Here is a 26,415-nt window from a genome sequence, read left to right as displayed (position 1 = left end):
ACGTAGGAGGGACGTAAGTCCTCCGTAACGCCCCTACCACGTGTGGCGCAAATTCACCCCCCTCAACATTGCGTTTCGGGAACGGCTTCCGTCAGGTGGTACGTGGCCCGCGCGTCCAGCAACAGCGGGACGAGCGCCCGCAGGGACTGACGCAGAGGTACGAGCACGCCCTCGCCGTCCTTGCGTACGCGTACACCGTGCAGCGCGAGTTCGTCTCCGACGTCGTCGTACTGCGCGGGTGTGAGGCGGTAGCCGCAGGGCGGATTCTCGATCACGTCTGCCGGTTCGGGCGCGTCGTTGTCGGCGCCGCCGACGTAGACGGGGCCCGTGTCGGCCCAGCCCGTGAGCCGGGCCCTGCCCGTCGCCGCCCCGACCGCTCCGCGCCGCTGGTCCGCGTATGTGAACAGGCCCTTGAGCGCGTTCAGTTGGGACGTCACCCGACGTCGGTTGTTCAGCGCCTCGTCCTCCTTCTCCGCGTCGGTGAGCGGGTCCACGCGGCTCTCGATGAGCAGTCCGACCCCATGCTTCACACCGGACATATTGCGCAAAATGCGCTCCTGTCCGTCTCCGGCGACCTGCTTGACCGGCTCGCCCGTCACGGGGTCGGTCCAGATGCCGTAGGTGCCGGTCGAGTGTCCGCCCCGCCGCGCGGCGGGGCGGACGTACTTTTCGGACAGGGTCCTGGCCTCGTCATGCACCGCCTGGTGGGTGTTGAGGTTGCGCGGCCACAGGTCGAAGAGGTCCTTGTCGTAGTACGGGGGTGTGGCGCCGTACTCGTGCAGGTCGTACACGAGGTCGGGGCGCTGGTCGCGGATGAGCGCCGCCAGTGCCCGGCCTTCGGCGGTGCGCAGTGCGAGGTGGTCGCGGTTGATGTCGACGCCGTCACTGTTGCCGCGCGTGCCGGCGGCCCTGCCGTCGGGGTTGGCCGTGGGTACCACGAGGACCGTGGTGCGGTCCAGGAAGCGCCGGGTGCGGCTGTCGCGGGCGTACGCGAGATCGCGGATCGTGGTCAGGCACGCTTCCCGGCCGGAGGGTTCGTCGCCGTGCTGGCTGCAGACGAGCAGCACCTTGCTGGGTGTCGGCCGGGTGCCGATCCGGACGAGTTGCAGCGGGCGGCCCTGCTTGGTGGTACCGAAGCGGGTCATGGAGACGCGGCTGCTCGACCGGTCGACGGACTTGAGGAAGTCCTGCTCCTCGGGCTGGGTCGTCCAGCGCGCGCCCTGGGCCTGCTCGAAACCGGTGCGGGGCGGGGAGTCGGTGGTGGCCCGGGCCGGGACGGCGACCAGGGACGCGGCCAGGGCCGCGGCGGTCAAGGTGAGGGCGCGGACGCGGGTCACCGGCTTGCCTCCGGGACGCGGTGAGTGGTGCGCGGCTCCCGCACGCCGTCCAGGAAGCGGGCGTCAGGCGTGGTGAACACGGCACCCGTGGTGGCGCGGGCGAAGGCGGTGGCCCCGCCGACGAACGGCACACGCGCCGAGGTGCGGGACAGGTCGAGCTTGAGCCGGGGCTTGTCCGCGGGAGGGTCGATGAGGCCCTTGTCGGTGCCCGCCACGATCAGTGCCAGGCGGTGCCCCTTGGGCACGACATGGTCGGTCGCCGCCAGGTCGAGGGTGATCGTGTACCGCTTGCCCGGGGTGAGGGGGGCGCCCTTCAGGTCCGACGCGTGGTTGCCGAGGTCGGCCCAGCCGCGGCTGACGATCGTGTAGTCGACGCCGGTGGTCTTGGCCTTCGTCTCCTTGAAGCAGGAGCTGTCGCCGGCGGTGCTCGCACCCCAGCAGGTGCGGTCAGTGAGGGTCGTGATGCCTTCGTCGCCGTCGGCGTAGTCGCGGATGGTGGCGGGGCCGACGTCCACGAGGACGGCGGAGAGGTGGGCCGTCGGCGTGGAGGGCGTCGCGGTGACGGTGACCTCGGAGGCGCCGGACAGGCGCAGGTCGCGGCCGAGCGGCCCGGTGACGAAACCGGCCTTCTCCGGCGTCGACTTGTCGATCTGTGCGGCCCAGTCGCTCTCGCTCAGGTCCGGGCGGTCGGTGAAGGTCTCGGTGCCCTGGCCGCGGCGCAGGCCGAGGGTGCCGACACCGGGCAGGTTGCCGCGGTCGGGGCGCAGGGTGGCGGCCCGGGTGCCGTTCGGCGGCCAGACCTTCGAGGTCGTCCACTGGTCGGGGTGCCGTTCGATGTCGGCCATGGGCTCGCGGTCGATGCCGTTGTCGTAGCCCATGAGTTCGTGGTCGAACCAGCGGTGCAGGGTGTCGACCCAGGCGGCGCGGCGGAAGTCGAAGGGGTCGACGTGGCCGGTCTGGGAGAGCCAGATCTTGCGCTCGACGCCGTTCTTCGCGAGGGCGTCCCACCACTGGCCGACGTGCTTCATACGGACGTTGAGGTCCTGCATGCCGTGGACCAGGAAGACGCTGGCCTTGACCTTGCGCGCGGCCCTGACGTAGTCGCGTTCGGTCCACAGCGGCGTCCAGTCACCGGTGCGCGGGGCCCCGTCGACGAGCTTCTGCTGCACGGCGCCGCACCTGGCGCGGGCGTCGGGGCTGTTGACGTAGTCGGACAGCCACTCGGGGCCGGAGTCGTACAGTGGGGCGCCCTGCTGGAAGTAGTAGTCGTACCAGGAGGAGATGGCGCTGATCGGGACGATGGTCTTCAGGCCCTTGACGCCGGTCGCCGCGACGCCGTTGGCGATGGTGCCGTCCCAGCTCTTGCCGATCATGCCGGTCCGGCCGTTGGTCCAGCCGGCCTTGGCGCGAGTGGTGCCGGTGCGGGTGGTGTAGGCCTTGGCGCGGCCGTTCAGCCAGTCGACTACGGCCTTCGCGGACTGGATGTCGGAGCGGCCGCCGACGTCGACGCAGCCGTCCGAGCGGTTGGTTCCGGCCAGGTCGACGCCGACGACGGCGTAGCCGCGGGGCACGAAGTAGTTGTCGTAGAACAGCGGCATCTGTACGACGTCGCCGTCCGCGTCGTAGGTCTTCTTCTGGCTCTCGTTGCCGCGGCCGCAGCAGGAGTAGTACGGGCTGGCGTCCATGATGACGGGAATCTTGCGGCCCTGCCGGGCGGGCTCGCGGGGGCGGACGATGTCGACGGCGACCCGGTCGGCCTTTCCGTCGCGGTCGCCGTCCAGCCCGGTGTCCACCCAGACGGCCTCGCGGATGGCGTTCTCGTAGGAGTGGACGGGCTGGCTCCCGCGCGGGGCGGCGTGTGCCGCGGCCGGGGTGAGCAGCGTGGCCAACAGGGCGGCCGTGGCCGCCGTCGCGAGCGGTCTCCAGGTCGTGAAGCGCGTGCGTTTCGGCATGGCCGGACGCTACATCGGTCAACTCCTGTTCTGAAGAGGGCACCTGACGGACCGGCGTGTCCGGGGTGACCGCCGGAAGACAGGGGTCCATGTCGGCCGAATGGCGATCGTGTGACAGCGGTGTCCATGGACATGACCAGAGGCACCGGGGTCAATAGGCTTCGGGAAGACTTCGGGACCCTACGACTTGGAGCTTGCGTGCACCGCAGAATCATCGCGCCGGGAGCCCTGACGACGGCCGTTCTCCTGCTGGCGATCCCGGCATCGGCCGCGTCCCACTCCCCCGGCGCGCCGGGCATCGGCGACCCCTACTACCCGGCATACGGCAACGGCGGATACGACGTCTCCCACTACGACCTCCGACTGAAGTACCAGCCGGCCACGGACGAACTCGAGGGCACGGCGACCCTCGTGGCCCGGACCACGCAGGATCTGTCGCGGTTCAACCTGGACTTCCTGCTGGACGTCGGGGAGGTCCGCGTCAACGGCGCCAAGGCCTCGTTCCGGGCGTCGGCTGAGCACGAGCTGGAGATCACACCGAAGACCCCGCTGGCCAAGGGCACGCCCGTCACGGTGGTCGTGCGCTACCGCGGGGTTCCGTCGTCGAAACAGGCGTACGGCTTCACCAGCTGGCACCGCACCCCGGACGGCGGAGTCGCGGCGAACGAGCCCGAGGCGGCGGCGTGGTGGTTCCCGAGCAACGACCACCCCCTCGACAAGGCCACCTACGACGTGTCGGTGCTGGTCCCGGACGGCACGCAGGCCATCTCCAACGGCACGCTGCAGTCGACGAGTTCGCGACTCGGCTGGACCCGCTGGAACTGGCGCTCCGACAAGCCGCAGGCCACGTATCTCGCCACCCTCGCGGTCGGGAAGTTCGACATCACCACCGGCACGACCGAGAGCGGTATCCCGGTCCTCAACGCGTACAGCGAGGACCTGGGCGCGAACGCCGGCTCGGCCCGCGCGAGCCTCGAGCGGACCGGGGAGATCGCTGACTGGCTGACCGGGTACTTCGGCCCGTACCCCTACAACGCGCTCGGCGGATACGTGCCGAACACGACCACCGGGTACGCCCTGGAGACCCAGACCCGGCCGTTCTACAGCCCGCGCCAGTTCGCGAACGGGTCGAACGTGTCCGTCGTCGTCCACGAGCTGGCGCACCAGTGGTACGGGGACCTGGTGTCCCTCAAGCGCTGGAAGGACATCTGGATCAACGAGGGATTCGCCCGGTACGCGCAGTGGCTGTGGTCCGAGCACGAGGGCGAGGGCACGGCGCAGGAACTCGCCGACCACGTGTACGCCTCGCATCCGGCGGACGACCCGTTCTGGACGGTGAAGCCCGGCGACCCGGGCCCTGACAACCAGTTCGACACGGCGGTCTACGACCGGGGCGCGCTGGCCGTGCAGGCGCTGCGCAACGCGATCGGTGACGAGGCGTTCTTCGCGATCCTCAAGGGCTGGCCGCGCAAGTACGCCCACGGCAACGCGTCGGTCGCCGACTTCCGGCGGTACGCCGAGGAGGTCTCCGGCAAGCCCCTGGCCGCGCTGTTCGACACATGGCTGTTCCAGCCGTCCAAGCCGACGGCATCGGCGGCCCGGACGGCGTCCGTCGCGCAGGCCGGCGGCCCGGTGACGCGGCCGAAGTCGTGGAAGAAGATCGCGGCGACGAACGGCGTGCACGCGCACGCGGAGCGCGGGAACGGGGGGCACGTGCACTGACGCGCCCGGCGCCGGCACCCACGCCGAGCGCCTTCCAGCCCCTCGTTCTAGCTTGGGTGCATGCCGGGCATACGGAACATGGCGACCATCGAGGCACCGTCCATCCTGGGGCTACGCCCCACCGGCGTCGAGCAGCTCCCGGAGGCGCTGCTCGGTGCCGGGCTGGCCGAAGGGCTGGGCGCGGTACGGGCCGGCCGCGTCGAGCCGCCCGCCTACGACCCCGTGCGGGACCCGGACACCGGGGTCCTCAACCCCAACGGCATCGCCGCGTACTCCGCCGCCCTGGCCGACGCGGTGGGCGGCGTCCTCGACGAGGGCCGTTTCCCGGTGGTGCTGGGCGGCGACTGCAGCGTGCTGCTCGGCGACCTGCTCGCCCTGCGCCGCCGGGGCCGGCACGGTCTGCTGTTCCTCGACGGGCACACCGACTTCTACCAGCCGTCGGCGGAACCGGCCGGCGAGGCGGCCTCCATGGAACTCGCCCTGGCCACCGGGCGCGGCCCGCGTGTACTGGCCGACCTGGAGGGCCGGGCCCCCCTCGTGCGGGACGAGGACGTCGTCGCCCTGGGATTCCGGGACGCGGAGGAGTCGGCGGGGTACGGCATGCAGCCACTGCCGCCGGCGTTGCACGCGCTGGAGCTGGACACCGTGCGGGCCCTGGGGGCGGATGAAGCGGCCCGGCGCGCGGTCGGGGTGCTGAGGGGCGCCGGGTACTGGGTGCACCTCGACGCCGACGTGCTGGACGACGCGGTCATGCCCGCCGTCGACTACCGGCAGCCGGACGGGCTGTCCTGGCAGGAGCTGGAGACGATCCTGCGCACGGCCCTGTCCGGCCGCGGAGCCGTCGGCTTCGACGTCACGATCTTCAATCCCCGGCTGGATCCCGACGGGACGATCGCGGAGCGTCTCAGCGACTGTCTGGTGCGAGCCTTCGACACGGATGGCCGGGGCTGAGCCGGGCACCGTCGGTCCCCGTGGTCGTACATCGTCACCGGTATCCCCCGCCGCGCCGGGTGCCCGCTACTTCGTGAGCCGCGACAGCTCCTGGTCGGCCGTCTGCGAGACCCGGCGGCGGACGCCGAACCAGCCCGCGACCAGCATGGCCGCGATCAGCGGGACGAGCAGCAGGGTCCTGCGGCCGACCTCGGGGTCGTTCCACATCATGCCGAGGCAGGCCAGCAGGAAGGCGATCGTGGTGATCTCCGTGACCGGGCTGCCCGGGAGGCGGAAGGACGGCCGGGCGACCAGGCCCGCCTTGGCGCGACGGACGAAGACCAGGTGGCAGATCATGATGATCACCCAGGTGCTGATGACGCCGAGCGAGGCCACGTTCAGCACGATCTCGAAGGCCTGGGCCGGCACGAGGAAGTTCAGTCCGACGCCGAGCACGCACACCGCGCAGGTGAGCAGGATGCCGCCGTAGGGGACCTGGCTGCGGTTCATGAGGGCGGTGAACTTGGGCGCCGAGCCGGCCATCGCCATGGAGCGCAGGATACGGCCCGTGGAGTACAGGCCCGAGTTCAGCGAGGACATCGCGGCGGTCAGGACCACCAGGTTCATCACGTCGCCCGCCGCCGGGACGCCGATCTTCGACAGGACCGTGACGAAGGGGCTCTGGTCGGCGGAGTAGACGGAGCCGGGCAGGAGCAGGGCCAGGAGAACGACCGAACCGACGTAGAAGAGGCCGACCCGCCACATGATCGAGTTCACCGCGCGCGGGACGACCTTCTCCGGCTCGGCGGTCTCGCCCGCGGCGACTCCGACCAGCTCCAGCGCGGCATACGCGAAGATCACGCCCTGCATGACCAGGACGACGGGCATCATGCCGTGCGGGAAGACGCCGCCGTGGTCGGTGATCACGCTCAGGCCCGGGGTCTGCCCGCCCACCTCGGACTGCGTGGCGAGCAGGAAGATACCGATGAGCATGAAGCCGACGAGCGTCGCGACCTTGATGATCGAGAACCAGAACTCCATCTCGCCGAAGATCTTCACCGAGATGAGGTTGACGGCCAGCACGACCGCGAGGGCGGCCAGCGCCAGCACCCACTGCGGGATGTCGGTGAACAGACTCCAGTAGTGCGTGTAGAGCGCGATCGCGGTGATGTCGGCGATGCCGGTGGTCGACCAGTTCAGGAAGTACATCCAGCCGGCGACGTAGGCGCCCTTCTCACCGAGGAACTCACGCGCGTACGACACGAAGGAGCCCGAGGAGGGGCGGTAGAGCACGAGTTCGCCGAGGGCCTTCACGACGAAGAAGGCGAAGACGCCGCACACCAGGTAGGCGATCGCCAGCGCCGGGCCCGCGTCGTGGAGGCGGCCGCCGGCACCCAGGAAGAGTCCGGTTCCGATCGCGCCGCCGATGGCGATCATGTTGACGTGGCGTGCCTTGAGGTCCTTGCTGTAGCCGGCGTCGCCCGCGTCCGCGGGCACCTGGGCCGCGTCGCTGGGGGATGCGGCTGCTGCCGTGTTCACGGCGTCCTTGCTCACGGGTGGATCCACTCTCTGGTGCGCCCGAGCGGGTCGCGCTCGGCTGTCCGGACGTACATGAGGTCTGTGCCCCGGTAAAGGCACAGACCAAGGGGCCGCCTTCCCCCGCGGAACCCGGCTCACGCGGTGGCTTACGTCACAGAGCGCTGCTTCTCACACTGCCGTCACCTTGGTCGCCGGAGGTTTCACAGCGCTGGTGAGACAGCGATACTGCTGCACATGACGACCGACACCGAGGAGCCGACCCTCACGATCGACGAACTGGCCGCCCGGGCCGGTGTCACGGTGCGCACGGTCCGCTTCTACGGCACGAAGGGGCTGCTGCCGCCGCCGGTGCTCGGTCCCCGGCGCGTGGGGCGGTACGGGCGGGAGCACCTGGCCCGGCTGGCGCTGATCGAGGAGTTGCAGCACCAGGGCATGACGCTGGCGGGCATCGAACGCTATCTGCGGCAGCTGCCGCCGGACCTGAGCGCGCACGATCTGGCCATTCACCGGGCCGTGGTGGCGTCCTGGGCGCCGGAGACCGTCAAGAGGGTCACGCGGGAGGAACTGGAGCGACGGGCGGGGCGCGCACTCGCCGACGAGGATGTCGAGCGGCTCGTCGCGATGGGCGTGGTCCGGTCCGGGGACGGCGAGTTCGAGGCCGACCTCGGGCTGCTCCGGCTCGGCGCCGGGCTGCTGGACGTGCCGCTCTCGCCGGAGGCGATCTTCGCGGCGCGCAAGGTTCTCCTCGAACACTCGCGCGCCGCGGCCCGTGAACTCTCCCAGCTCTTCCGCGGCGAGGTGGCGGAGCGGGACGCGCGGGACGTGCGGTCCCTGTCCGCGCACATGCACCCGCTGGTGGTGCAGGCGCTCCTCACGGCCTTTCAGCGGTCGCTGAAGGAAGAACTGGGCGAGTGGCCGGCCGAGTCCCCACGGGAGACCCGGCCTTCGCGGCAGTCAGGCTGAGTCGCTGAACCGCTCCCCCCGCTCGGCCTTCTCCACCAGCAGGGCGGGCGGCGTGAACCGCTCCCCGTAGCGCTCGGCGAGTTCCCGCGCGCGGGCCACGAATCCGGGCAGACCGCCCTCGTAGCCGTTGATGTACTGCAGCACGCCGCCCGTCCAGCCCGGGAAGCCGATGCCGAAGATCGAGCCGATGTTGGCGTCGGCGACGGAGGTCAGCACGCCCTCCTCCAGCAGCCGGACGGTGTCCAGCGCCTCGGAGAACAGCATGCGTTCCCGCATGTCCTCGAAGGGGATCCGGTGGCCGGCCCTGGTGAAGTGCTCGCGCAGTCCGGGCCAGAGGCCGGTGCGCTTGCCGTCCTCGCCGTAGTCGTAGAAGCCGGCGCCGCCGCTGCGGCCGGTGCGGCCGAACTCGTCGACCATGCGGTCGATGACGGCCTCGGCGGGATGCGCGACCCAGGTGCCGCCCGCCTCCTCCACGGCCCGCTTCGTCTCTCCCCGGATCTTGCGGGGCAGGGTCAGCGTCAGTTCGTCCATCAGGGACAGCACCTTGGCCGGGTAACCGGCCTGGGCGGCGGCCTGTTCGACCGACGCGGGCTCGATGCCCTCGCCGACCATGGCGACGCCCTCGTTGATGAAGTGGCCGATGACCCGCGAGGTGAAGAAGCCGCGCGAGTCGTTGACGACGATCGGGGTCTTGTTGATCTGCCGGACCAGGTCGAAGGCCCGGGCCAGTGCCTCCTCGCCCGTGCGCTCGCCCTTGATGATCTCGACCAGCGGCATCTTGTCGACCGGCGAGAAGAAGTGCAGGCCGATGAAGTCGGTCTGGCGCTCCACTCCCTCGGCGAGGGCGGTGATGGGGAGGGTGGAGGTGTTGGAGCAGAGCAGCGCGTCGGGCGCGACGACGTTCTGGATCTCCTGGAACACCTTGTGCTTGAGGGACGTGTCCTCGAAGACGGCCTCGATGACGGCGTCGCAGCCCGCCAGGTCCCGCGCCTCGGCGGTGGGGGTGATGCGCGCGAGCAGCGCGTCGGCCTTCTCACGGGTCGTACGGCCCTTGGCGACGGCCTTGGCGCACAGCTTCTCGGAGTAGCCCTTGCCCTTGACGGCCGCTTCCAGGGAGACGTCCTTCAGGACGACCTCGATGCCGGCGCGGGCACAGGAGTAGGCGATGCCCGCGCCCATCATCCCGGCACCGAGGACGGCGACCTTGCGGACCTTGCGCGGCTCGATGCCCTGGGGGCGGTTCGCGCCCGAGTTGACGGCCTGCAGGTCGAAGAAGAAGGCCTGGATCATGTTCTTCGACGTCTGTCCGGCCGCCAGCTCCACGAAGTAGCGGGCCTCGATGACCTGGGCGGTCTCGAAGTCGACCTGGGAGCCCTCGACGGCCGCGGCGAGGATGTTGCGCGGTGCCGGGTAGGGGGCCCCGCCGGTCTGCTTGCGCAGGGTGGCCGGGAAGGCGGGCAGGTTCGCGGCGAACTTGGGGTTGGCCGGCGTGCCGCCCGGGATCCGGTAGCCCGGCCTGTCCCAGGGCTGCTGGGATTCGGGGTTGGCGTCGATGAAGGCCCGGGCCTTGGCGAGCATGTCCTCCCGGCTGTCGGCCACCTCGTCGACGAGGCCGTTCTCCAGGGCGCGGCGGGGGCTGTACTGGGTGCCCTGGAGGAGCACCTTCAGCAGGGCGTCGGCGATGCCCAGCAGGCGGACGGTGCGGACGACGCCGCCGCCTCCGGGGAGCAGGCCGAGGGTGACCTCGGGGCAGCCGATCTTCGAGCCTGGTGCGTCGAGGGCGACGCGGTGGTGGCAGGCCAGGGCGATCTCGTAACCGCCGCCCAGGGCAGCGCCGTTGAGAGCGGCGACGACGGGTTTGCCCAGGGTCTCGATGCGGCGCAGGTTCCGCTTGACCGCCATGCCGCCGTCGAAGACCTCCTGGGCCGTCTCGGGCGTGACCCGGATGAGGTCGCGCAGGTCGCCGCCGGCGAAGAAGGTCTTCTTGGCGGAGGTGATGATGACGCCCCGGATGGAGTCCTTCTCGGCCTCCAGGCGGTCGGTGACAGCGGCGAGCGAGTCGCGGAACGCCTGGTTCATGGTGTTCGCGGACTGGTTCGGGTCGTCGATGACGAGGGTGACGAGGCCGGTGCGGTCCTGTTCCCAGCGGATGGTGGTGGGCTCAGTGCTCATGTGGAGGTGCTCCGTGTGATCCGTCGGGAGGGGGTCAGATGCGCTCGACGATGGTGGCGACGCCCATGCCGCCGCCGACGCACAGCGTGGCGAGGCCGTAGCGCTTGTCCTGGCGCTCGAGTTCGTCGACGAGGGTGCCGAGGATCATGGCGCCGGTGGCGCCGAGGGGGTGGCCGAGCGCGATCGCGCCGCCGTTGACGTTGACCTTGTCCAGGGACAGGCCCATGTCCTTCACGAAGCGCAGCACCACCGCCGCGAACGCCTCGTTGATCTCGACCAGGTCGATGTCGTCGATGGTGAGCCCGGCCTTGGCGAGTGCTTTGCGGGTGGCGGGGGCGGGGCCGGTGAGCATGATGGTGGGTTCGGAGCCGGACACGGCGGCGGAGACGATCCGCGCGCGGGGCGTGAGGCCGTAGCGCTCGCCGACCTCCTTGGATCCGATCGCGGTGAGCGAGGCACCGTCCACGATGCCGGAGGAGTTGCCCGCGTGGTGGACGTGGTCGATCTTCTCCACCCAGTGGTACTGCTGGAGCGCCACCGCGTCGAAGCCGCCGAGTTCACCGATGTCCGCGAAGGACGGCTTCAGCTTCGCGAGGGAGTCGGCGGTGGTACCGGGGCGCATGTGCTCGTCGTGGTCGAGGACGACGAGGCCGCTGCGGTCCTTCACCGGCACGACGGACCTCTCGAAGCGCCCCTCCTTCCAGGCGGTGGCGGCCCGCTCCTGGGAGAGGGCCGCGTATTCGTCGACGTCACGCCGCGAGAATCCCTCGATGGTGGCGATGAGGTCGGCGCCGATGCCCTGCGGCACGAAATTCACCTGGAGGTTGGTCATCGGGTCGTTGAACCAGGCGCCACCGTCGGAGGCCATCGGCACCCGGGACATCGACTCGACGCCGCCCGCGAGGACGAGGTCCTCCCAGCCGGAACGCACCTTGGCGGCCGCCAGGTTCACGGCCTCCAGGCCCGAGGCACAGAAGCGGTTCTCCTGCACACCGGCGACCGTGTCGGGCAGTCCCGCGGCGATGGCGGCGATCCGGGCGATGTCGGAACCCTGGTCGCCGACCGGGCCGACGACACCGAGCACGATGTCGTCGACGGCGGCCGGGTCCAGACCGGGGAAGCGGGCGCGGATCTCGTGGATGAGGCCGACGACCAGGTCGATGGGCTTGGTGCCGTGCAGGGCGCCGCCGGCCTTGCCGCGTCCGCGCGGAGTGCGGATCGCGTCGTACACGTACGCTTCGGTGCTCACGAGGAGGCCTTTCACTGAGGGTGTCGGGACGACGGGAAAAGCCCGGGGACGTCCCAGTCCCGGGCGACCTCCGCAGTGTCGGCGCCCGGGAGGGCCGGGCCGGTGCGGACGGAGGTCGGGGTCGCGGAGAAACGGGGGGCCGGGGCGGGCTGGGTGATGCCGCCGTGGTCGGTGAAGGTGCCGCGGGCCGCCAGGTGCGGGTGGTGCGGGGCCTCGCGCAGGGACAGCACGGGCGCCACGCAGGCGTCGGAACCCTCGAAGACGGCCGTCCACTCGTCCCGCGTACGGGTCTTGAAGCGGGCCGCGACCTGTTCCCGTAGTTCACCCCAACGGGTGACATCCTTGCGGGCCGTGGCCTGGCCCTGGATGCCGAGGAGGGCGAGGAACTCCGTGTAGAACCGCGGCTCCAGCGCGCCGACGGCCATGTGCCCGCCGTCGGCGGTCTCGTACGTCCCGTAGTACGGGCAGCCGCCGTCCAGGAGGTTCGCGCCGCGCCGGTCCTGCCAGCCGCCGGCGGCGAGCATGCCGTGGATCATCGTGGCGAGGTGGGCGGTGCCGTCGACGATGGCGGCGTCGACGACCTGGCCGGTGCCCGTCGCCCGCGCGTGGTGCAGGGCGGCGAGGACGCCCACGACGAGGTAGAGGGAGCCGCCCGCGTAGTCGCCGAGCAGGTTGGCGGGAACCGCCGGCGGCTGGTCCGGGCGGCCGATCATGCCGAGGGTGCCGGTGGGGGCGATGTAGGCGATGTCGTGCCCGGCGCGCTGGGCGAGCGGCCCGTCCTGGCCCCAGCCGGTCATCCGGCCGTAGACGAGCCGCGGGTTGCGGGCGTGGCAGGCCTCGGGGCCGACGCCGAGGCGCTCGGCGACGCCGGGGCGGTAGCCCTCGACGAGGATGTCGGCGTGTGCGGCCAGGTCGAGCACCCGGTCGGGGCCGTCCGGGGACTTCAGGTCGACGACCACCGAGCGCTTGTTGCGGTTGGTGACGTCGTACGCCGGGTCGATCGCCAGCCCGGGCCCGCCCGGACGGTCCACCCGCACGACGTCGGCCCCGAGGTCGGCGAGCAGCATGGCGGCGAACGGGCCGGGCCCGATCCCGGCCAGCTCGACGACCCGCACCCCGGTGAGCGGTCCGTACGCCGGCGTCGTTGCCGTGGTCATCGAACCCCCAGTGCCGTGACACAAGTGATGTAACACCAGTGATGCTAAGAACACGTTCCACTCGGCACAAGACCTGAACGAGCAAGCGCTTAGCAATCTGCCGGACGGGGTCGGACCCCGTCCAGTACCGTCGTTCCTCCGGGCTCGTCGTCGGGCTGCGCACCTCTCACGCTAGCCTCGGCCACCGACAGCGGCACGGGCTGCACGACCGAGGGGTGTCATGAGCAGGCAAAGCAGGACGGACCGTCCGTACGACATCGTGCTCTTCGGAGCCACCAGTTTCGCCGGGACGCTCACCGCGGAGTATCTGGCCGGCCACGCGCCCGAGGGGCTGCGCTGGGCGATCGCGGGCCGCAGCGCCGAGAAGCTGGAGCGGCTGCGGGACCGGCTGCCCGGCGGCGCGGAGGTGGGGGTGCTGCGGGCGGACGTCTCCGACCCGGCCTCGGTGCGCACGCTCGCCGAGAGTGCGCGCGTGGTGGCCACGACGGTCGGCCCCTACCTGACGTACGGCGAGGAACTCGTGGCCGCCTGCGCGGACGCCGGGACCGACTACCTCGACCTCTCGGGCGAGCCGGAGTTCGTGGACCTGATGTACGTGCGGCACGACGCACGCGCGCGGGAGACCGGGGCACGGCTGGTGCACGCCGCCGGGTTCGACTCGATCCCGCACGACCTCGGTGTGTACTTCACCGTGCAGCAGCTGCCGGAGGGCGTGCCGCTGACCGTGGACGGCTTCGTCACCGCCGACGCGGCCTTCTCCGGCGGCACCTTCGGCTCGGCCCTGAACCAGTTCGCGCGGCAGCGGGAGATGGCGGCGGCCGCGCGGGACCGGCGGCGGCACGAGCCGCGGCTGGTCGGCCGGCGGGCTTCGGCGCCGACGGGTGCGCCGCGGTTCGCCAAGGAGGTCGGCGCGTGGGCGCTGCCGATGCCGACCATCGACCCGCAGATCGTGCGGCGGTCGGCGTCGGCGCTCGACCGGTACGGGCCCGACTTCCGCTACCGGCAGTACGCGGCCGTCCGGCGCCTGCCCGTCGCGGCGGGCGGGGTCGCGGCCGTCGGCGCCGTGGTCGCCGCGGCCCAGCTGCCGTCCGCGCGACGCTGGTTGTCCGACCGCCTCAGGCCCGGGGACGGGCCGAGCCCCGAGAAGCGGGCGAGGAGCTGGTTCTCCCTGCGCTTCGTGGGCGAGGGCGGTGGCCGGCGGGTGTTCACGGAGGTCTCCGGCGGCGACCCCGGTTACGACGAGACGGCCAAGATGCTCGCCGAGTCGGCACTGTGCCTCGCCTTCGACGATCTCCCGAAGACAGCGGGTCAGGTCACCACGGCGGTGGCCATGGGGGACGCGCTGATCGACCGGCTGCGCGCGGCGGGCATCCGCTTCCGCGTCGCGTCCACGCGCTGAGGCCGCTTCCGGCCTAGAGCGGCCACTCGGCGAGGGTGTAGATCATCCCGGCGATCCAGCCGAGCCCCGCCAGGACGGCGAGGATCAGCCCTATGGTGACGGCCCGCTCGACGGTCTGGGTCGGGTGGGCGACAGGCTTGGGTGCGCGGTGCGTCGTCATGCGCCCCAGCCTGCCGACGGGGGTGGGGGCCGGGCATCCGTACGGATACTCAGAGCCGGTACTCAGATCGCGCCGCCCCGGCCCGTGCGGGCTCCTCCCCCGTTTGAGACCTTTCGCCCTCCGATGCTGCCCATGGCTTCAAAAGTGCCAACAAGGACTTCAATGGAACCATTGAAGGCATGAAGTTCCTTCTCGAAGTCACCATGGACGACACGGCGTTGGCGAACGATCCGGCGGGCGAGCTGGGCCGGATCCTCAGGTACTGGGGCGGCAATCTGCACCACTACGCGCTCCGGCCGGGTGACGGTTCGGTCGTCTACGACTCGGAGTACCGCGAGGTGGGGCGCTGGCGCGTGGCCGATCAGTCGGAGGAGTAGGCCTGCCGGAGCGCCTCTCGGCAGAGCGCGTCCGCCCGGCGCGTGGTCTCCGGGAGGCGGTACTCGGGGGTGAGCGCCAGGGTGTGGGCGCAGGCGCCGGGCAGGGTCACGCGGTGGCCTACCGAGACGAAGACCGGCTTGACGCCGTCGCGTGTGCGCAGGGCACGGCCGACCTCCTCGGTGCCGGCGAGCAGCGGCGACGTGCTGCCGCGCGGGGCGGCCGGGTCGTCGTGGGTGAAGGTGAACGGGTTCTTCGCGACGCCGATCGTGGGCAGGCCCGTCAGGACGCCGAGGTGGCTGGCGAGGCCGAAGCGGCGGGGGTGGGCGCGGCCGTAGCCGTCGCAGACCACCAGGCCGGGCGGGCACGGCAGGGCGTCGAGGGCGGCGAGGACCGTGGGGAGCTCGCGGAAGGCGAGCAGTCCGGGTACGTAGGGGAACGCGACCCGGCCCACCGCCGTGGCCTCGGAGACGACGGCGAGACTCGACGCGTCCAGGACGACCGCCGCCGCGGCGACCACGTCCCGTTCGTCGTCGTACGCGACGTCGACGCCTGTCACATGGCCGGTTCCGGGCGGCGGCCCCGGTTCGTCGAGGATCACGCGCTCACGCAGTTCGTCCTGGACGGCACGGGCCTGTTCCTCGGTCACGGGCCAGCCGGCGGGGATGGGTACGGTCGTCGTCATGGTGGCCTGAGCCTACGGGCCGTGCGAAGGCCGACGGGACCAGAGAGCCCCGCCGGCCTCGGAGGGTGTGCGCCTTACTTGCCCAGTGCGCGCTGCAGCTGGCTCTTGTTCATGTTGGAACGGCCCTCGACGCCCTTGCGCTTGGCCTCCTGGTACAGCTGGTCGTAGGTGGGGCCCTGGGAGCCCTGCCCCGACCGCTGCCCGCCGCGCTTGCCGGACGACATGTCCTTCGTGGAGGTGCGGCTGGCCGTCTTCGACTCGCCGGAGCGGGCGCGTTCCTTGTTCACCGTCCGCGCGGCGATCTCCTTGGCGCGGCCGGTGCTCTCGCCCCGGTCCTTCGCACTCTCCTTGATGTGCTCGTACTGGCGCTCCCGCTTGGGGCTCGAACCGCGTGGCATTCTCGCTCACTCCCTTTCACATTCGGTGAACGAGTACCCACACTGCCGACCATCACCGCGTACCGCTCGCTCACTGCTCCAGGCGGGCCACCCGCCCCTGCTCGCCGGCGGCCCAGCATCCGTGCCGCGCGGTCAGTGCGGCCAGGGGCGCCGCGCATGTCACCGCAGCGGTCGCGGTCAAGAGAAATCCATGAATCCGCGCATCTGGTGAACATTCCGTGCCCGCATCCGTATCCCAGAGAGGTTCCCGTGCGGGAAGCCCCCAGCGGCTCCGCAAGATGCTCTGAGAGGCCTGATGAGACGCAACACGCGGAAGAGATCGAAAACCGCCCGCCGGGTGGTGGGCGCGGTGGCCGCGCTGGCCGTGGGAGCCGGCGGACTGGTCGCGGCCAACATCTACGCCTCGGCCGACGAGACCGGCGCGCCGGGCGCAGCCCAGAACCAGGCCAAGGCTGCCTCCTCCACCATCGACTGTCCCGACGTGGGCCAGAAGCTGACGGCCGTCCCGGCGCGGGCCCGCGCCCAGGTCGACAAGGAACTGGCGCTGCTCGACAAGCAGGTGGCCGAGGCCTACCAGCGCCTGGCCTCCTCCCAGCGGGCGATCCAGCAGGACCCCGGTTTCGCCCAGAACGCGATCATCAATCCGCTGAAGGACAAGCGGAAGGCGGCGATCGACCGGATCGCCATCGCCATCGGCCGGGTCGCCGCCAAGCCGCAGGGACTCGACACCCTGGCGGCCTGCACGCTGCGCGCCACCGGCAACCAGACCAACGCCGGTCAGGCCGGCAACGGCAACGGCCCCGTCGCGGCCGACTTCGTGGACATCACCAAGGTACGTCCCAACGTACGCGCCCCCCGCAAAGCGGCCACGGCCTCCACCGGCGTCTTCACCACCAAGTGCGGCGTCAACGCCAACAAGCTGTACAACTCCGACAACGTCATCGTCGCGCCCGGCGTCACCAACGGCGCTCACCACATGCACGACTACGTCGGCAACCAGGCCAACGACGCCTTCGCCAGCGACCAGACCCTCGCGGCCGGCAAGACCAGTTGCCGCAACCAGGGCGACAAGTCGACCTACTACTGGCCGGTGCTGCGGCTGCGCGACGGCACCAAGGAGTTCGACGCCGACAAGCTGGGCGGCGGCGCCGAGGGCAACACCGGCCGGATCCTGACCGCCAAGGCGGCCACGCTGAACTTCGTGGGCAGCCCGCGCGGCAAGGTGGTGGCGATGCCGAAGTTCCTGCGCGTCATCACCGGTGACGCCAAGGCGTTCACCAACGGCACGGCCAACGCCAACGCCTCCTGGAGCTGCACCGGCTTCGAGAACAAGGTGCAACTGAAGGACAAGTACCCGCTCTGCCCGTCCGGCAGAGACGTGGTACGCACCTTCAAGTTCCAGAGCTGCTGGGACGGCCGGAACACGGACAGCGCCAACCACCGCGCGCACGTGGCCTTCGCCGACGCGAGCGGTCGGTGCCCGAGCGGCTTCAAGGCCATCCCGCAGCTGGTGCAGCGCCTGGTGTACGACGTGGACGCGCCAAGCCTCAAGGACAACGGCAAGACCCGTCCGTTCTTCGCCCTGGACGGCTTCCCCGAGCAGGCGCACAAGCCCGTCACCGACCACGGGGACTTCATCAACGTGTTCGACGCACGGCTGACGAACAAGATGGTGCAGTGCATCAACACCGGACGCAGGTGCAGCTGACCTGACGGACCGTGGGGCGGGCGGCGTACGGCCGGCGCCCGCCCCGCTCCACATCAGTCCCGCGCTGCTGCTCCCCGCGCTGGGCAACGTCGGCATCCGCCCACTGGGCGCACACGGCCGGAACAACGCCTTCCACCGGTACCAGGGCACGCGAGGAGAGTCATGTCACTCCCGTGCATGAACGCGGTGACAGAGGTCACTCGCAGTTCGTGTGCACGGATTGGCTCATTCCGTCGTCTCTTCCAGTGCCCCGGTCTCATACGCCCGGAAGTCCGTCCAGCCGTCACAAGGGAGCAAGGCGTTGTCCATCGTCATCGAGCAGCCCGTGGAGGCCCGCCTCGTCGCCGCCGCGCCGCGTATGCCGAGCATTCCCGCGACGCTGCACTACGACCGGCGTGACCCGTTCGCCGTCCGTATGACCTTCCCCGCCCCGGCCACGCTGGAGGGCGTCGAGGTCTGCTGGACCTTCTCGCGCGAGCTGCTCGCGGCCGGTCTGAAGAACGCGGAGGGCCACGGCGACGTACGGGTGCGGCCGTACGGGTACGACCGCACGGTGCTGGAGTTCCACGCCCCCGAGGGCACCGCCGTCGTGCACATCCGCTCGAGCGAGGTGCGCCGGTTCCTGGAGGCGACGAGCGAGCTCGTGCCGGTCGGACTGGAGCATCTCCAGCTGGACCTGGACCACGACCTGGCGGAACTGATGCGGGACGCGTGCTGAGCTGACCGGCCCCCACCGGCCGTGGAGGGACCGGCCGGTGGGTCTCCCGTTAATTCGTTGACAGGCTCCGCGCACCCTTCTACGGTTTCACCGGTCCTGTTGCCGCCGATTGGAGAAGGACGTTGCTCGTCTGAGGTCCTGAGACACCGTGTCACCCACATCAGGTGGGTGCGCTGCGTGCGACCTCGGCGTCCGAGCCGTCCTCCGGTACAGGGCTTTTCTCATGCCCGTGACGTACTCATGGAGCCCTCTCCCCTGGTCGCAGGTGTCTCGACACGCGTTTGCCCCTGACCGCAAGCAACCGCGAAAGAGGCCCGCATGCCTACTTCCGTCACCGTCACGTCCCTCGCCTTCACCTGGCCCGACGGCACCCCCGTCTTCGAGGGCCTCGACGTCGCCTTCGGCCCGGGGCGGACCGGCCTGGTCGGTGTCAACGGATCGGGAAAGTCGACCCTGTTGAAGCTGATCGCCGGTGAGCTCGCACCGGCCGACGGCACCGTCCGCGTCGCCGGCGAGGTCGGCTGCCTCCCGCAGAACGTCACGCTGGACACCACCCTGCGCGTCGACGAGGCACTCGGCATCGCCGCCCAGCGGGCCGCGCTGCACGCCATCGAGGCGGGCGAGGTGTCCGAGGCACACTTCGAGACCGTCGGCGACGACTGGGACGTGGAGGAGCGCGCCCTGGCCACCCTCGGCGAACTCGGCCTCGGCCACGTCGGGTTGGACCGCACCGTCGGCGAGGTGTCGGGCGGCGAGTCCGTCCTGCTGCGCTTGGCCGCGTTGCTGCTTCGCCGGCCCGACGTGCTGCTGCTGGACGAGCCGACCAACAACCTCGACCTGTACGCGCGCAGGCGGCTGTACGCGGCCGTGCAGTCCTGGCCGGGCGTGATGGTCGTCGTCAGTCACGACCGTGAACTGCTGGAACTCGTCGACCAGATCGCCGACCTGCGCTCCGGGGAGATCACCTGGTACGGCGGCAACTACTCCGACTACGAGGAGGCCCTCGCGATCGAGCAGGAGGCGGCCGAGCGCATGGTGCGCGTGGCCGAGGCGGACTTCCGCAAACAGAAACGCGAACTGGCCGACGCCCAGGTCAAGCTGGCCCGCCGCAAACGCTACGGGCAGAAGATGTGGGACCAGAAGCGCGAGCCGAAGATCGTCATGGGGGCGCGCAAGCGCGCGGCGCAGGAGTCCGCGGGCAAGCACCGGATCATGCACGAGGAGAAGCTCGCCGAGGCCAAGGAGCGGCTGGACGGGGCGGTGGAGGCGGTCCGGGACGACGACGAGATCCGGGTCGAACTGCCGTACACGGCCGTGCCGCCGGGGCGTACCGTCCTCACCCTCCAGGATCTCGGGCTCCGCTACGGCGCCCGGGTGGAGGGCGGCTTCGAGCTGCGCGGCCCCGAGCGGGTCGCGCTGATCGGGCGCAACGGCGCGGGCAAGACGACGCTGCTGCGGACGATCACCGGGGAGCTGGAAGCGGAGTCGGGCGAGGTGACGGCGCACGTCCCGCTGCGGTTCCTGCCGCAGCGGCTCGACATCCTGGACGGGGAGCGGACCGTCGCCGAGAACGTGGCCCGGTTCGCGCCGAGTGCCACCAACAACCGGATCCGGGCGCGGCTGGCCCGCTTCCTGTTCCGGGGCGCCCGGGCCGACCAGAAGGCGGCGACGCTGTCCGGCGGCGAGCGCTTCCGGGCGGCGCTGGCCGCGCTGATGCTGGCCGAGCCCGCTCCGCAGCTGCTCATGCTCGACGAGCCGACCAACAATCTCGACATGTCGAGCGTGCGGCAGCTGACCACGGCCCTGGAGTCGTACGAGGGGGCGCTGATCGTGGCCAGTCACGACCTGCCGTTCCTGGAGTCCATCGGCATCACGCGCTGGCTGCTGCTGGAGGAGGGAGAACTCAGGGAAATCACGTCAGAGGCTGTCGGGTTTCCCGCCTAGCGTCGGTGGCATGACCGACTTCACGCACGATGTCATCACCCTGACCGGAGCCCGTGAGAACAACCTCAAGGACGTGACCCTGCGCATCCCGAAAGGCCGGCTGACGGTGTTCACCGGCGTTTCGGGGTCGGGGAAGTCGTCCGTCGTCTTCGACACGATCGCGGTGGAGTCGCAGCGTCAGCTGAACGAGACGTTCCCCTGGTTCGTCCGCAACCGGCTGCCCAAGTACGAGCGGCCGCACGCGGACGGCCTTGAGGACCTCTCCCCCGCGATCGTCGTCGACCAGCGGCCGGTGGGCGGCCACTCCCGGTCGACCGTCGGCACCATGACGGACGTCTACTCGGTGATCCGCGTGCTGTTCTCCCGGCACGGCACCCCCAGCGCCGGGCCGGCCACGGCCTACTCGTTCAACGACCCGTCGGGCATGTGCCCCGAGTGCGACGGTCTCGGCCGGACGGTGCGGCCCGACTGGGACCGCATCCTGGACCCGGACCGCTCCCTGGCCGGCGGGGCGGTCCGCTTCCCGCCGTTCGCCGCCGGGACCTGGCAGGGCCAGGCGTACACCAACAGCGCCGACCTGGACCCGGACAAGCCGGTGGGGCGGTTCACCGCCGCCGAGCGCGAGTTCCTGATGCGCGGCCGACCCGGCAGCAAGGTCACGGTGAACGGCAGTGGCGGCACCTGGACCACCGAGTACGAGGGGCTGGCCGACCGTTTCGAGCGGCTGTACCTGAAGCGGGACCTGTCGGCCATGAGCCAGAAGACCCGCGACCTGGTCCGGGAGTTCCTGGTGGACGGCGTCTGCCCGGCCTGCCGGGGGGCGCGTCTGAACGCGGCGGCGCTCGCCACCCGGATCGACGGCCGTACCGTCGCCGACTGCGCCCGCATGCAGGTCACCGACCTGATCGCGGTGCTGAAGGAGATCGACGACCCGGTCGCCGGGCCCGTGGCCGGGGCGGCGGTGGCCGCGCTGGAGCGCATCGAGGCGATCGGTCTCGGCTATCTCAGCCTGGACCGGGAGACGGCCACGCTCAGCGGCGGGGAGGGGCAGCGGCTGAAGACCGTGCGGCATCTGGGCTCCAGCCTGAGCGGGATGACGTACATCTTCGACGAGCCGAGCGTCGGTCTGCACCCGCGTGACGTGGGCCGCCTCGGCGACCTGCTGCTGCGGCTGCGCGACAAGGGCAACACCGTGCTGGTCGTCGAGCACGACCCGGACGTCATCGCGCTGGCCGACCACGTCGTCGACATGGGGCCGGGGGCCGGTGCGGAAGGCGGCACGGTGGTCTTCGAGGGGACGCCGCGCGAGCTGGCCGCGTCCGGCACGCTCACCGGGCGGTGTCTGCGCCGCCGTACCACGGTCAAGGAACAGGTGCGGCAGGCCACCGGCGAGCTGTGGGTCAAGGGCGCCGACCGGCACAACCTGCGCGATGTGACCGTACGGTTCCCGGCCGGGGTGCTCACGGCGGTGACCGGGGTGGCGGGGTCGGGGAAGAGCACCCTGCTCGGGGAGTTCACCGCCACGCACCCGGACGCCGTGGTGGTCGACCAGTCGTCGATCGGGATCTCGGGCCGGTCCACTCCGGCCACGTACCTGGGGGTCATGGACACGGTGCGGAAGATCTTCGCCCGCGAGACGGGGGCCGAAGCGGGCTTCTTCAGCTTCAACTCCAGCGGGGCGTGCGGCACCTGCGAGGGCCGGGGGATCATCTACACCGACCTCGCCTTCATGGACCCGGTGACCACGACCTGCCACGACTGCGAGGGGCGGCGCTTCAAGGAGGAGGTGCTGCGGATGACCGTGCGAGGCGCGTCCGTCGCCGACGTCCTGGAGATGACGGCCGAGCAGGCGCTCGGCTTCTTCGACGACACGGGCGTACGACGCCGGCTGCGCGCCCTGCGGGACGTCGGGCTGACGTACCTGACGCTCGGGCAGCCCCTCTCCACGCTCTCCGGCGGTGAGCGCCAGCGCATCAAGCTGGCCACGCGGCTGCACCGGACGGGCGCGGTCTACGTGCTCGACGAACCGACGACCGGGCTGCACATGGCGGACGTGGCCGGACTCGTCGCCCTGCTGGACCGGCTGGTCGACGCGGGCAACACGGTCGTCGTCGTCGAACACAACCTGGACGTCGTCGCCCGGGCCGACTGGGTGATCGACCTCGGCCCGGACGGCGGCAGGGACGGCGGCCGGGTCGTCTTCGAGGGGACGCCGGGTCAGCTGCTGGAGGCGGAGGGCTCGTTCACCGGGGAGCATCTGCGGCGGGCGCTGGGGCGGACAGGTGCCCCTCCGGAGGCCGTCGTACCGGTGTGACGGGCATGACGGCCCCCGGGAGCGGGACCGGCGGCTCGGGTACGGCCGCTTCCGCCCCTGCCCCGGGGGTGTCGTCTCCAGGGCTCGCCCTGCATGATGGTCGGCCGACGCCCGATGGGTTCCGGTCGACCCCGGAGGTTCCGTCGGCGTAGTCCAGACACCTCCCATCCGAATACGGAGTCACGCTCGTGCCCAGCAAGAAGGCCCTCGTCCGCCGCCCCAGCCCCCGTCTGGCCGAAGGGCTGGTGACACACATCGAGCGGGAGAGGGTCGACGCCGAGCTCGCGGTCGAGCAGTGGGAGGCGTACGTGGAGGCCCTGCGTACGCACGGCTGGGAAACCATCGAGGTGGACCCGGCCGACGACTGTCCGGACTCGGTGTTCGTCGAGGACACGGTCGTGATGTACAAGAACGTCGCACTGATCACGCGCCCGGGCGCCGAATCCCGGCGCGACGAGACCGCCGGGGTCGAGGAGGCCGTGGCCGGTCTGGGCTGCTCGGTGAACTGGATCTGGGAGCCGGGCACCCTGGAAGGCGGCGACGTGCTCAAGATCGGTGACACCGTGTACGTGGGCCGCGGCGGGCGCACCAACGCCGCCGGCGTCCGGCAGCTGCGCGCCGCGTTCGAGCCGCTGGGCGCGCGGGTGGTCTCCGCGCCGGTGAGCAAGGTGCTGCACCTGAAGTCGGCGGTCACCGCGCTGCCGGACGGGACGGTCATCGGGCACATCCCGAAGATGGACACGCCGTCGCTGTTCGCGCGCTTCCTGCCGGTGCCGGAGGAGGCCGGGGCCCATGTCGTGCTGCTCGGCGGCGACAAGCTGCTGATGGCGGCGAGCGCCCCGAAGACCGCGGACCTGTTCGCGGACCTCGGCTACGAACCGGTCGTCGTGGACATCAGCGAGTTCGAGAAGCTCGAGGGATGTGTGACATGCCTCTCGGTGCGGCTGCGTGAGCTGTACGCCTGACCGGTGAGCGGCACGACCCCTCCGGCCCTCCACCTGCGGCTCCCCGGGGCGGCGGGCATGTCCGGCCGCCCCGGCTGATCAGCGGCCTTTACAGTGCTCTTAACCTACGGCCTCGTAACCTACGGAGACGTAGCCTACGATGCCGTAGGTTTCCGCACATCGCTCGTACGTATGTCCCCTGGAGAGTCCATGACGATCACCACTCCCCACCTCGGCAGCCCCGCCGGCGCCTGGACCGACGCTCAGCTGCTGTACGCCCTGGAGGAAGTGGTCGAGAAGGAACTCAACCGGCATCTGCAGGTCGCGAAGGACTGGATGCCGCACGAGTACGTTCCGTGGAGCGACGGGCGCAACTTCCCCGGCCTCTTCGAGGACGGGGAGGCCTGGGAGAAGGAGCACTCCAAGGTCACCGAGATCGGCCGTATCGCGCTCGTCGTCAACCTTCTGACCGAGGACAACCTGCCCAGCTACCACCACGAGATCGCCTCGCTCTTCGGCCGTGACGGCGCCTGGGGCACGTGGGTGCACCGCTGGACCGCCGAGGAGGGCCGGCACGGCATCGTGATGCGGGACTACCTGCTCACCTCGCGCGCCGTGGACCCGGACAAGCTGGAGCAGTTCCGCATGGCGCACATGAGCGAGGGCTTCGAGTCGGACAACCGGCACTCGATGCTGCACTCGGTCGCCTACGTCGCCTTCCAGGAGCTCGCCACCCGCATCTCGCACCGCAACACCGGTCACCAGTCCGGTGACCCGGTCTGCGACCGCATGCTGGCCCGCATCGCGACCGACGAGAACCTGCACATGGTCTTCTACCGCAACCTTCTGAAGGCGGCCTTCGAGCTCGCCCCCGACCTGACCATGCAGGCGGTGCGGGACGTGGTCGTGAACTTCCGGATGCCCGGTCACGGCATCCCCGGCTTCGAGCGGGCCGCCGCGCAGATGGCGATCGGCGAGGTCTACAACCTGCGCATCCACCACGACGACGTGCTCCAGCCCGTGCTGCGCTTCCTGAAGGTCATGGAGATCGACGGCCTGGGCCCGGAGGGCCTCAAGGCACAGGAGGAACTCGGCCTGTACATGGGAGGCCTGGACTCCGAGGCGTCGAAGTTCGACGAGAAGCTGGCCGCCCGCAAAGCCCGCATGGCGGCCCGGGCCGGCGCCTGACGGCAGGCCGTCACCCGGCGCGACGCCGTGAGGCCCCGACCGCCACGAGCGGTCGGGGCCTCACGGCGTTCCGTGCTGCCGGTGCGAGGCCCGCCGCAGCTCCAGGCGTTCCTTCTCCGACAGGCCGCCCCAGACGCCGAACCGCTCGTCGTTGTCCAGCGCGTACTCGAGGCAGGCCGCGCGGATCGGGCACATTCTGCAGATCCGCTTCGCCTCCCGCACCGAACTGCCCGGCTCGGGGAAGAAGAAGTCCGCCCCGGTCTGCGCGCACAACGCCTCCTGCTGCCAGGCGAGTTCGGGCGAGGTGATCGTTTCGATGTGCATGGCCAGAAGCGTCGCGGTCGGCGAAAAACGTTCGATCAACGCGGGATCAACACGCGTTCACGGGCCTCCGGCCGTCTCGATGGTCGCCTGTCGGCGGCGCCGGCGCACGGCGGCGCGCGGGTTCAAGCGAAACCAGGCGATCGCTCCGGCGGCGGGGCTCCGGCACGGATCACGCCGACGCCCGTCGCACCAGCGTCGTCGGCAGGACGACACCGGCCGGCGTGCCGGCGACGCCCTCGTGTGAGGTGCCGCGGTCGAGGTCGCGCAGCAGCAGACGGGCCATCAGGCGCCCCATCTCCTCGATGTCCTGGCGGACGGTCGTGAGGGGCGGATCGGTCTGTTCCGCGACGGGCAGCATGTCGTCGAAGCCGATCACGGCCACGTCGTCGGGAACGCGGCGACCGGCCTCCCTCAGGACGCGCAGCGCCCCCGAGGCCGTGAGGTCGTTCGCGGCGAACACGGCGTCCACGTCCGGGCACCGGTCCAGGAGCTGACGCATGGCCCGCTCGCCCCCGGCCGGCGTGAAGTCGGCCTCGACGATGAGACGTGGGTCGGCGTCCACCATGACGTCCCGGTAGCCGTCGAGCCGGTCCACCGCGGAGGTCTGGTCGAGAGCGCCGGTGAGGTGCGCGATACGGGTCCGGCCGAGGCCGACGAGGTGCCGGACGGCGTCGCGCGCCCCGCCGCGGTTGTCGCTGTCGACGTAGACCACATCGCGCCGGTCGCCGCTCCAGCCCGGCCGTCCGCCGAAGACCGTGGGGACACCGGCCCGCTGGATCAGTTCCGGCAGCGGGTCGTCGAGGTGCAGCGAGAAGACCAGGGCCCCGTCCACGTGCCCGCCCGCGAGGTACCGGCCGACTCGGGCGTGGTCGTCGCGGCCCTCCGTGAGCAGCAGGACGAGCTGGTTGTCGTGGGCGGTGAGCTCCTTGCTGATGCCTCGCAGCTGGAGCGCGAAGAACGGGTCGGCGAACACCCGGGTCTCCGGTTCGGCGACGACGACCGCGACCGCGTCGTGCCGCCGGGTGACCAGGGAGCGGGCGGCCTGGTTGGGCACGTACCCGAGCTCCTCGACGGCCTTGCGGACCCGCTCGACGAGGACGTCCCGTACCCCGTCCCCGCCGTTGACCACACGCGACACGGTGGCCCGTGAGACACCTGCCCGGGCGGCCACGGCCTCCAGGGTGGGACGCGGCGCTGTGTCGGTCACTGTCGGGGCTCCTCACCTGCGGTTGCGGAT

General features: G+C 71.0%; 22 protein-coding genes. 11 read left to right on the top strand and 11 right to left on the bottom strand.

Annotated features, from left to right (window positions below):
• Nucleotides 1–62 precede the first annotated feature (62 nt).
• Both IE97_RS0122560 and IE97_RS0122555 read right to left on the bottom strand, forming a co-directional pair.
• Nucleotides 63–1,337 (bottom strand): M14 family metallopeptidase, encoded by a 1,275-nt coding sequence (locus IE97_RS0122560; protein ID WP_030243531.1) that lies wholly within the window; start codon nucleotides 1,335–1,337, stop codon nucleotides 63–65.
• The gene (locus IE97_RS0122555; RefSeq protein ID WP_030243529.1) at nucleotides 1,334–3,289 is read right to left on the bottom strand and encodes a Xaa-Pro dipeptidyl-peptidase; all 1,956 of its coding nucleotides are present in this window, start codon (nucleotides 3,287–3,289) and stop codon (nucleotides 1,334–1,336) included. The genes IE97_RS0122560 and IE97_RS0122555 overlap by 4 nt, the downstream gene beginning before the upstream one ends.
• A gap of 198 nt (nucleotides 3,290–3,487) precedes the next feature.
• Between IE97_RS0122555 and IE97_RS0122550 the strand changes: the two genes are divergently transcribed.
• Both IE97_RS0122550 and IE97_RS0122545 read left to right on the top strand, forming a co-directional pair.
• A complete protein-coding gene (locus IE97_RS0122550; RefSeq protein ID WP_030243526.1) occupies nucleotides 3,488–5,011 on the top strand; it encodes a M1 family metallopeptidase in 1,524 nt (507 codons plus the stop codon).
• A 60-nt stretch (nucleotides 5,012–5,071) separates the two neighbouring features.
• Nucleotides 5,072–5,962 carry an arginase family protein gene (locus tag IE97_RS0122545; RefSeq protein WP_030243523.1) on the top strand — a complete coding sequence of 297 codons (891 nt, stop codon included), beginning with the start codon at nucleotides 5,072–5,074 and terminating at the stop codon, nucleotides 5,960–5,962.
• A gap of 66 nt (nucleotides 5,963–6,028) precedes the next feature.
• On the opposite strand, the gene IE97_RS0122540 is transcribed toward IE97_RS0122545, so the two are convergent.
• Nucleotides 6,029–7,495 carry an amino acid permease gene (locus IE97_RS0122540; protein WP_030243520.1) on the bottom strand — a complete coding sequence of 489 codons (1,467 nt, stop codon included), beginning with the start codon at nucleotides 7,493–7,495 and terminating at the stop codon, nucleotides 6,029–6,031.
• A 219-nt stretch (nucleotides 7,496–7,714) separates the two neighbouring features.
• On the opposite strand from IE97_RS0122540, the gene IE97_RS0122535 reads away from it, so the two are divergent.
• Complete coding sequence (locus tag IE97_RS0122535) at nucleotides 7,715–8,443, top strand: MerR family transcriptional regulator (RefSeq protein ID WP_030243518.1); 729 nt, start codon at nucleotides 7,715–7,717, stop codon at nucleotides 8,441–8,443.
• Here IE97_RS0122535 and IE97_RS0122530 read toward each other — a convergent pair.
• From IE97_RS0122530 to IE97_RS0122520, 3 genes are read right to left on the bottom strand one after another with little or no spacing between them, the layout of a single operon-like run.
• Nucleotides 8,435–10,615: a 3-hydroxyacyl-CoA dehydrogenase NAD-binding domain-containing protein gene (locus IE97_RS0122530; protein ID WP_030243515.1), complete on the bottom strand. Its 2,181-nt coding sequence runs from the start codon at nucleotides 10,613–10,615 to the stop codon at nucleotides 8,435–8,437. The two genes, IE97_RS0122535 and IE97_RS0122530, sit on opposite strands and share 9 nt — an antisense overlap.
• Nucleotides 10,616–10,649: 34 nt before the next feature.
• Nucleotides 10,650–11,864, bottom strand: coding sequence for an acetyl-CoA C-acetyltransferase (locus tag IE97_RS0122525; RefSeq protein ID WP_030243513.1), 1,215 nt, complete (start codon nucleotides 11,862–11,864; stop codon nucleotides 10,650–10,652).
• Between the two features lie 11 nt (nucleotides 11,865–11,875).
• On the bottom strand, nucleotides 11,876–13,021 hold the full coding sequence (locus IE97_RS0122520; protein ID WP_030243510.1) for a CaiB/BaiF CoA transferase family protein: 1,146 nt from the start codon (nucleotides 13,019–13,021) through the stop codon (nucleotides 11,876–11,878).
• A gap of 220 nt (nucleotides 13,022–13,241) precedes the next feature.
• On the opposite strand from IE97_RS0122520, the gene IE97_RS0122515 reads away from it, so the two are divergent.
• Nucleotides 13,242–14,420: a saccharopine dehydrogenase family protein gene (locus tag IE97_RS0122515; protein WP_030243508.1), complete on the top strand. Its 1,179-nt coding sequence runs from the start codon at nucleotides 13,242–13,244 to the stop codon at nucleotides 14,418–14,420.
• A gap of 13 nt (nucleotides 14,421–14,433) precedes the next feature.
• Here IE97_RS0122515 and mmpA read toward each other — a convergent pair whose 3' ends face one another.
• Complete coding sequence (gene mmpA, locus IE97_RS42570; RefSeq protein WP_199807052.1) at nucleotides 14,434–14,580, bottom strand: morphogenic membrane protein MmpA; 147 nt, start codon at nucleotides 14,578–14,580, stop codon at nucleotides 14,434–14,436.
• Nucleotides 14,581–14,759: 179 nt separating this feature from the next.
• Here mmpA and IE97_RS0122505 point away from each other — a divergent pair, with 179 nt between their 5' ends.
• The gene (locus tag IE97_RS0122505) at nucleotides 14,760–14,957 is read left to right on the top strand and encodes a hypothetical protein (protein ID WP_030243505.1); all 198 of its coding nucleotides are present in this window, start codon (nucleotides 14,760–14,762) and stop codon (nucleotides 14,955–14,957) included.
• Here the strand turns inward: IE97_RS0122505 and IE97_RS0122500 are convergent.
• Both IE97_RS0122500 and IE97_RS0122495 read right to left on the bottom strand, forming a co-directional pair.
• Nucleotides 14,942–15,640 carry an endonuclease V gene (locus IE97_RS0122500; RefSeq protein ID WP_030243503.1) on the bottom strand — a complete coding sequence of 233 codons (699 nt, stop codon included), beginning with the start codon at nucleotides 15,638–15,640 and terminating at the stop codon, nucleotides 14,942–14,944. The genes IE97_RS0122505 and IE97_RS0122500 overlap by 16 nt on opposite strands.
• A gap of 74 nt (nucleotides 15,641–15,714) precedes the next feature.
• A complete protein-coding gene (locus tag IE97_RS0122495; RefSeq protein ID WP_030243500.1) occupies nucleotides 15,715–16,038 on the bottom strand; it encodes a hypothetical protein in 324 nt (107 codons plus the stop codon).
• Nucleotides 16,039–16,333: 295 nt separating this feature from the next.
• On the opposite strand from IE97_RS0122495, the gene IE97_RS0122490 reads away from it, so the two are divergent.
• The 6 genes from IE97_RS0122490 to IE97_RS0122465 all read left to right on the top strand — a co-directional run bounded on the left by IE97_RS0122490 (nucleotide 16,334) and on the right by IE97_RS0122465 (nucleotide 24,854).
• On the top strand, nucleotides 16,334–17,746 hold the full coding sequence (locus IE97_RS0122490; protein WP_030243498.1) for a DUF1996 domain-containing protein: 1,413 nt from the start codon (nucleotides 16,334–16,336) through the stop codon (nucleotides 17,744–17,746).
• 301 nt (nucleotides 17,747–18,047) lie between these two features.
• Complete coding sequence (locus IE97_RS0122485; protein ID WP_030243496.1) at nucleotides 18,048–18,464, top strand: SsgA family sporulation/cell division regulator; 417 nt, start codon at nucleotides 18,048–18,050, stop codon at nucleotides 18,462–18,464.
• A 318-nt stretch (nucleotides 18,465–18,782) separates the two neighbouring features.
• Nucleotides 18,783–20,408: an ABC-F family ATP-binding cassette domain-containing protein gene (locus IE97_RS0122480; protein ID WP_030243493.1), complete on the top strand. Its 1,626-nt coding sequence runs from the start codon at nucleotides 18,783–18,785 to the stop codon at nucleotides 20,406–20,408.
• A 10-nt stretch (nucleotides 20,409–20,418) separates the two neighbouring features.
• The gene (locus tag IE97_RS0122475) at nucleotides 20,419–22,722 is read left to right on the top strand and encodes an ATP-binding cassette domain-containing protein (RefSeq protein WP_030243491.1); all 2,304 of its coding nucleotides are present in this window, start codon (nucleotides 20,419–20,421) and stop codon (nucleotides 22,720–22,722) included.
• Nucleotides 22,723–22,910: 188 nt separating this feature from the next.
• Complete coding sequence (gene ddaH, locus IE97_RS0122470) at nucleotides 22,911–23,687, top strand: dimethylargininase (RefSeq protein WP_030243489.1); 777 nt, start codon at nucleotides 22,911–22,913, stop codon at nucleotides 23,685–23,687.
• 189 nt (nucleotides 23,688–23,876) lie between these two features.
• Complete coding sequence (locus tag IE97_RS0122465; RefSeq protein WP_030243486.1) at nucleotides 23,877–24,854, top strand: acyl-ACP desaturase; 978 nt, start codon at nucleotides 23,877–23,879, stop codon at nucleotides 24,852–24,854.
• A 60-nt stretch (nucleotides 24,855–24,914) separates the two neighbouring features.
• Here IE97_RS0122465 and IE97_RS0122460 read toward each other — a convergent pair whose 3' ends face one another.
• Both IE97_RS0122460 and IE97_RS0122455 read right to left on the bottom strand, forming a co-directional pair.
• Nucleotides 24,915–25,178, bottom strand: a complete 264-nt coding sequence (locus tag IE97_RS0122460; protein ID WP_030243484.1) for a WhiB family transcriptional regulator — start codon at nucleotides 25,176–25,178, stop codon at nucleotides 24,915–24,917.
• Between the two features lie 169 nt (nucleotides 25,179–25,347).
• On the bottom strand, nucleotides 25,348–26,385 hold the full coding sequence (locus IE97_RS0122455; protein WP_030243481.1) for a LacI family DNA-binding transcriptional regulator: 1,038 nt from the start codon (nucleotides 26,383–26,385) through the stop codon (nucleotides 25,348–25,350).
• Between the last annotated feature and the right edge of the window lie 30 nt (nucleotides 26,386–26,415).

Origin of the sequence: Streptomyces sp. NRRL S-455, assembly GCF_000717875.1 — a bacterium.
GTDB lineage: Bacteria > Actinomycetota > Actinomycetes > Streptomycetales > Streptomycetaceae > Streptomyces.
Note: the sequence above shows the minus strand (reverse complement) of the source record. Positions and strands in the feature narration are given on the sequence as shown.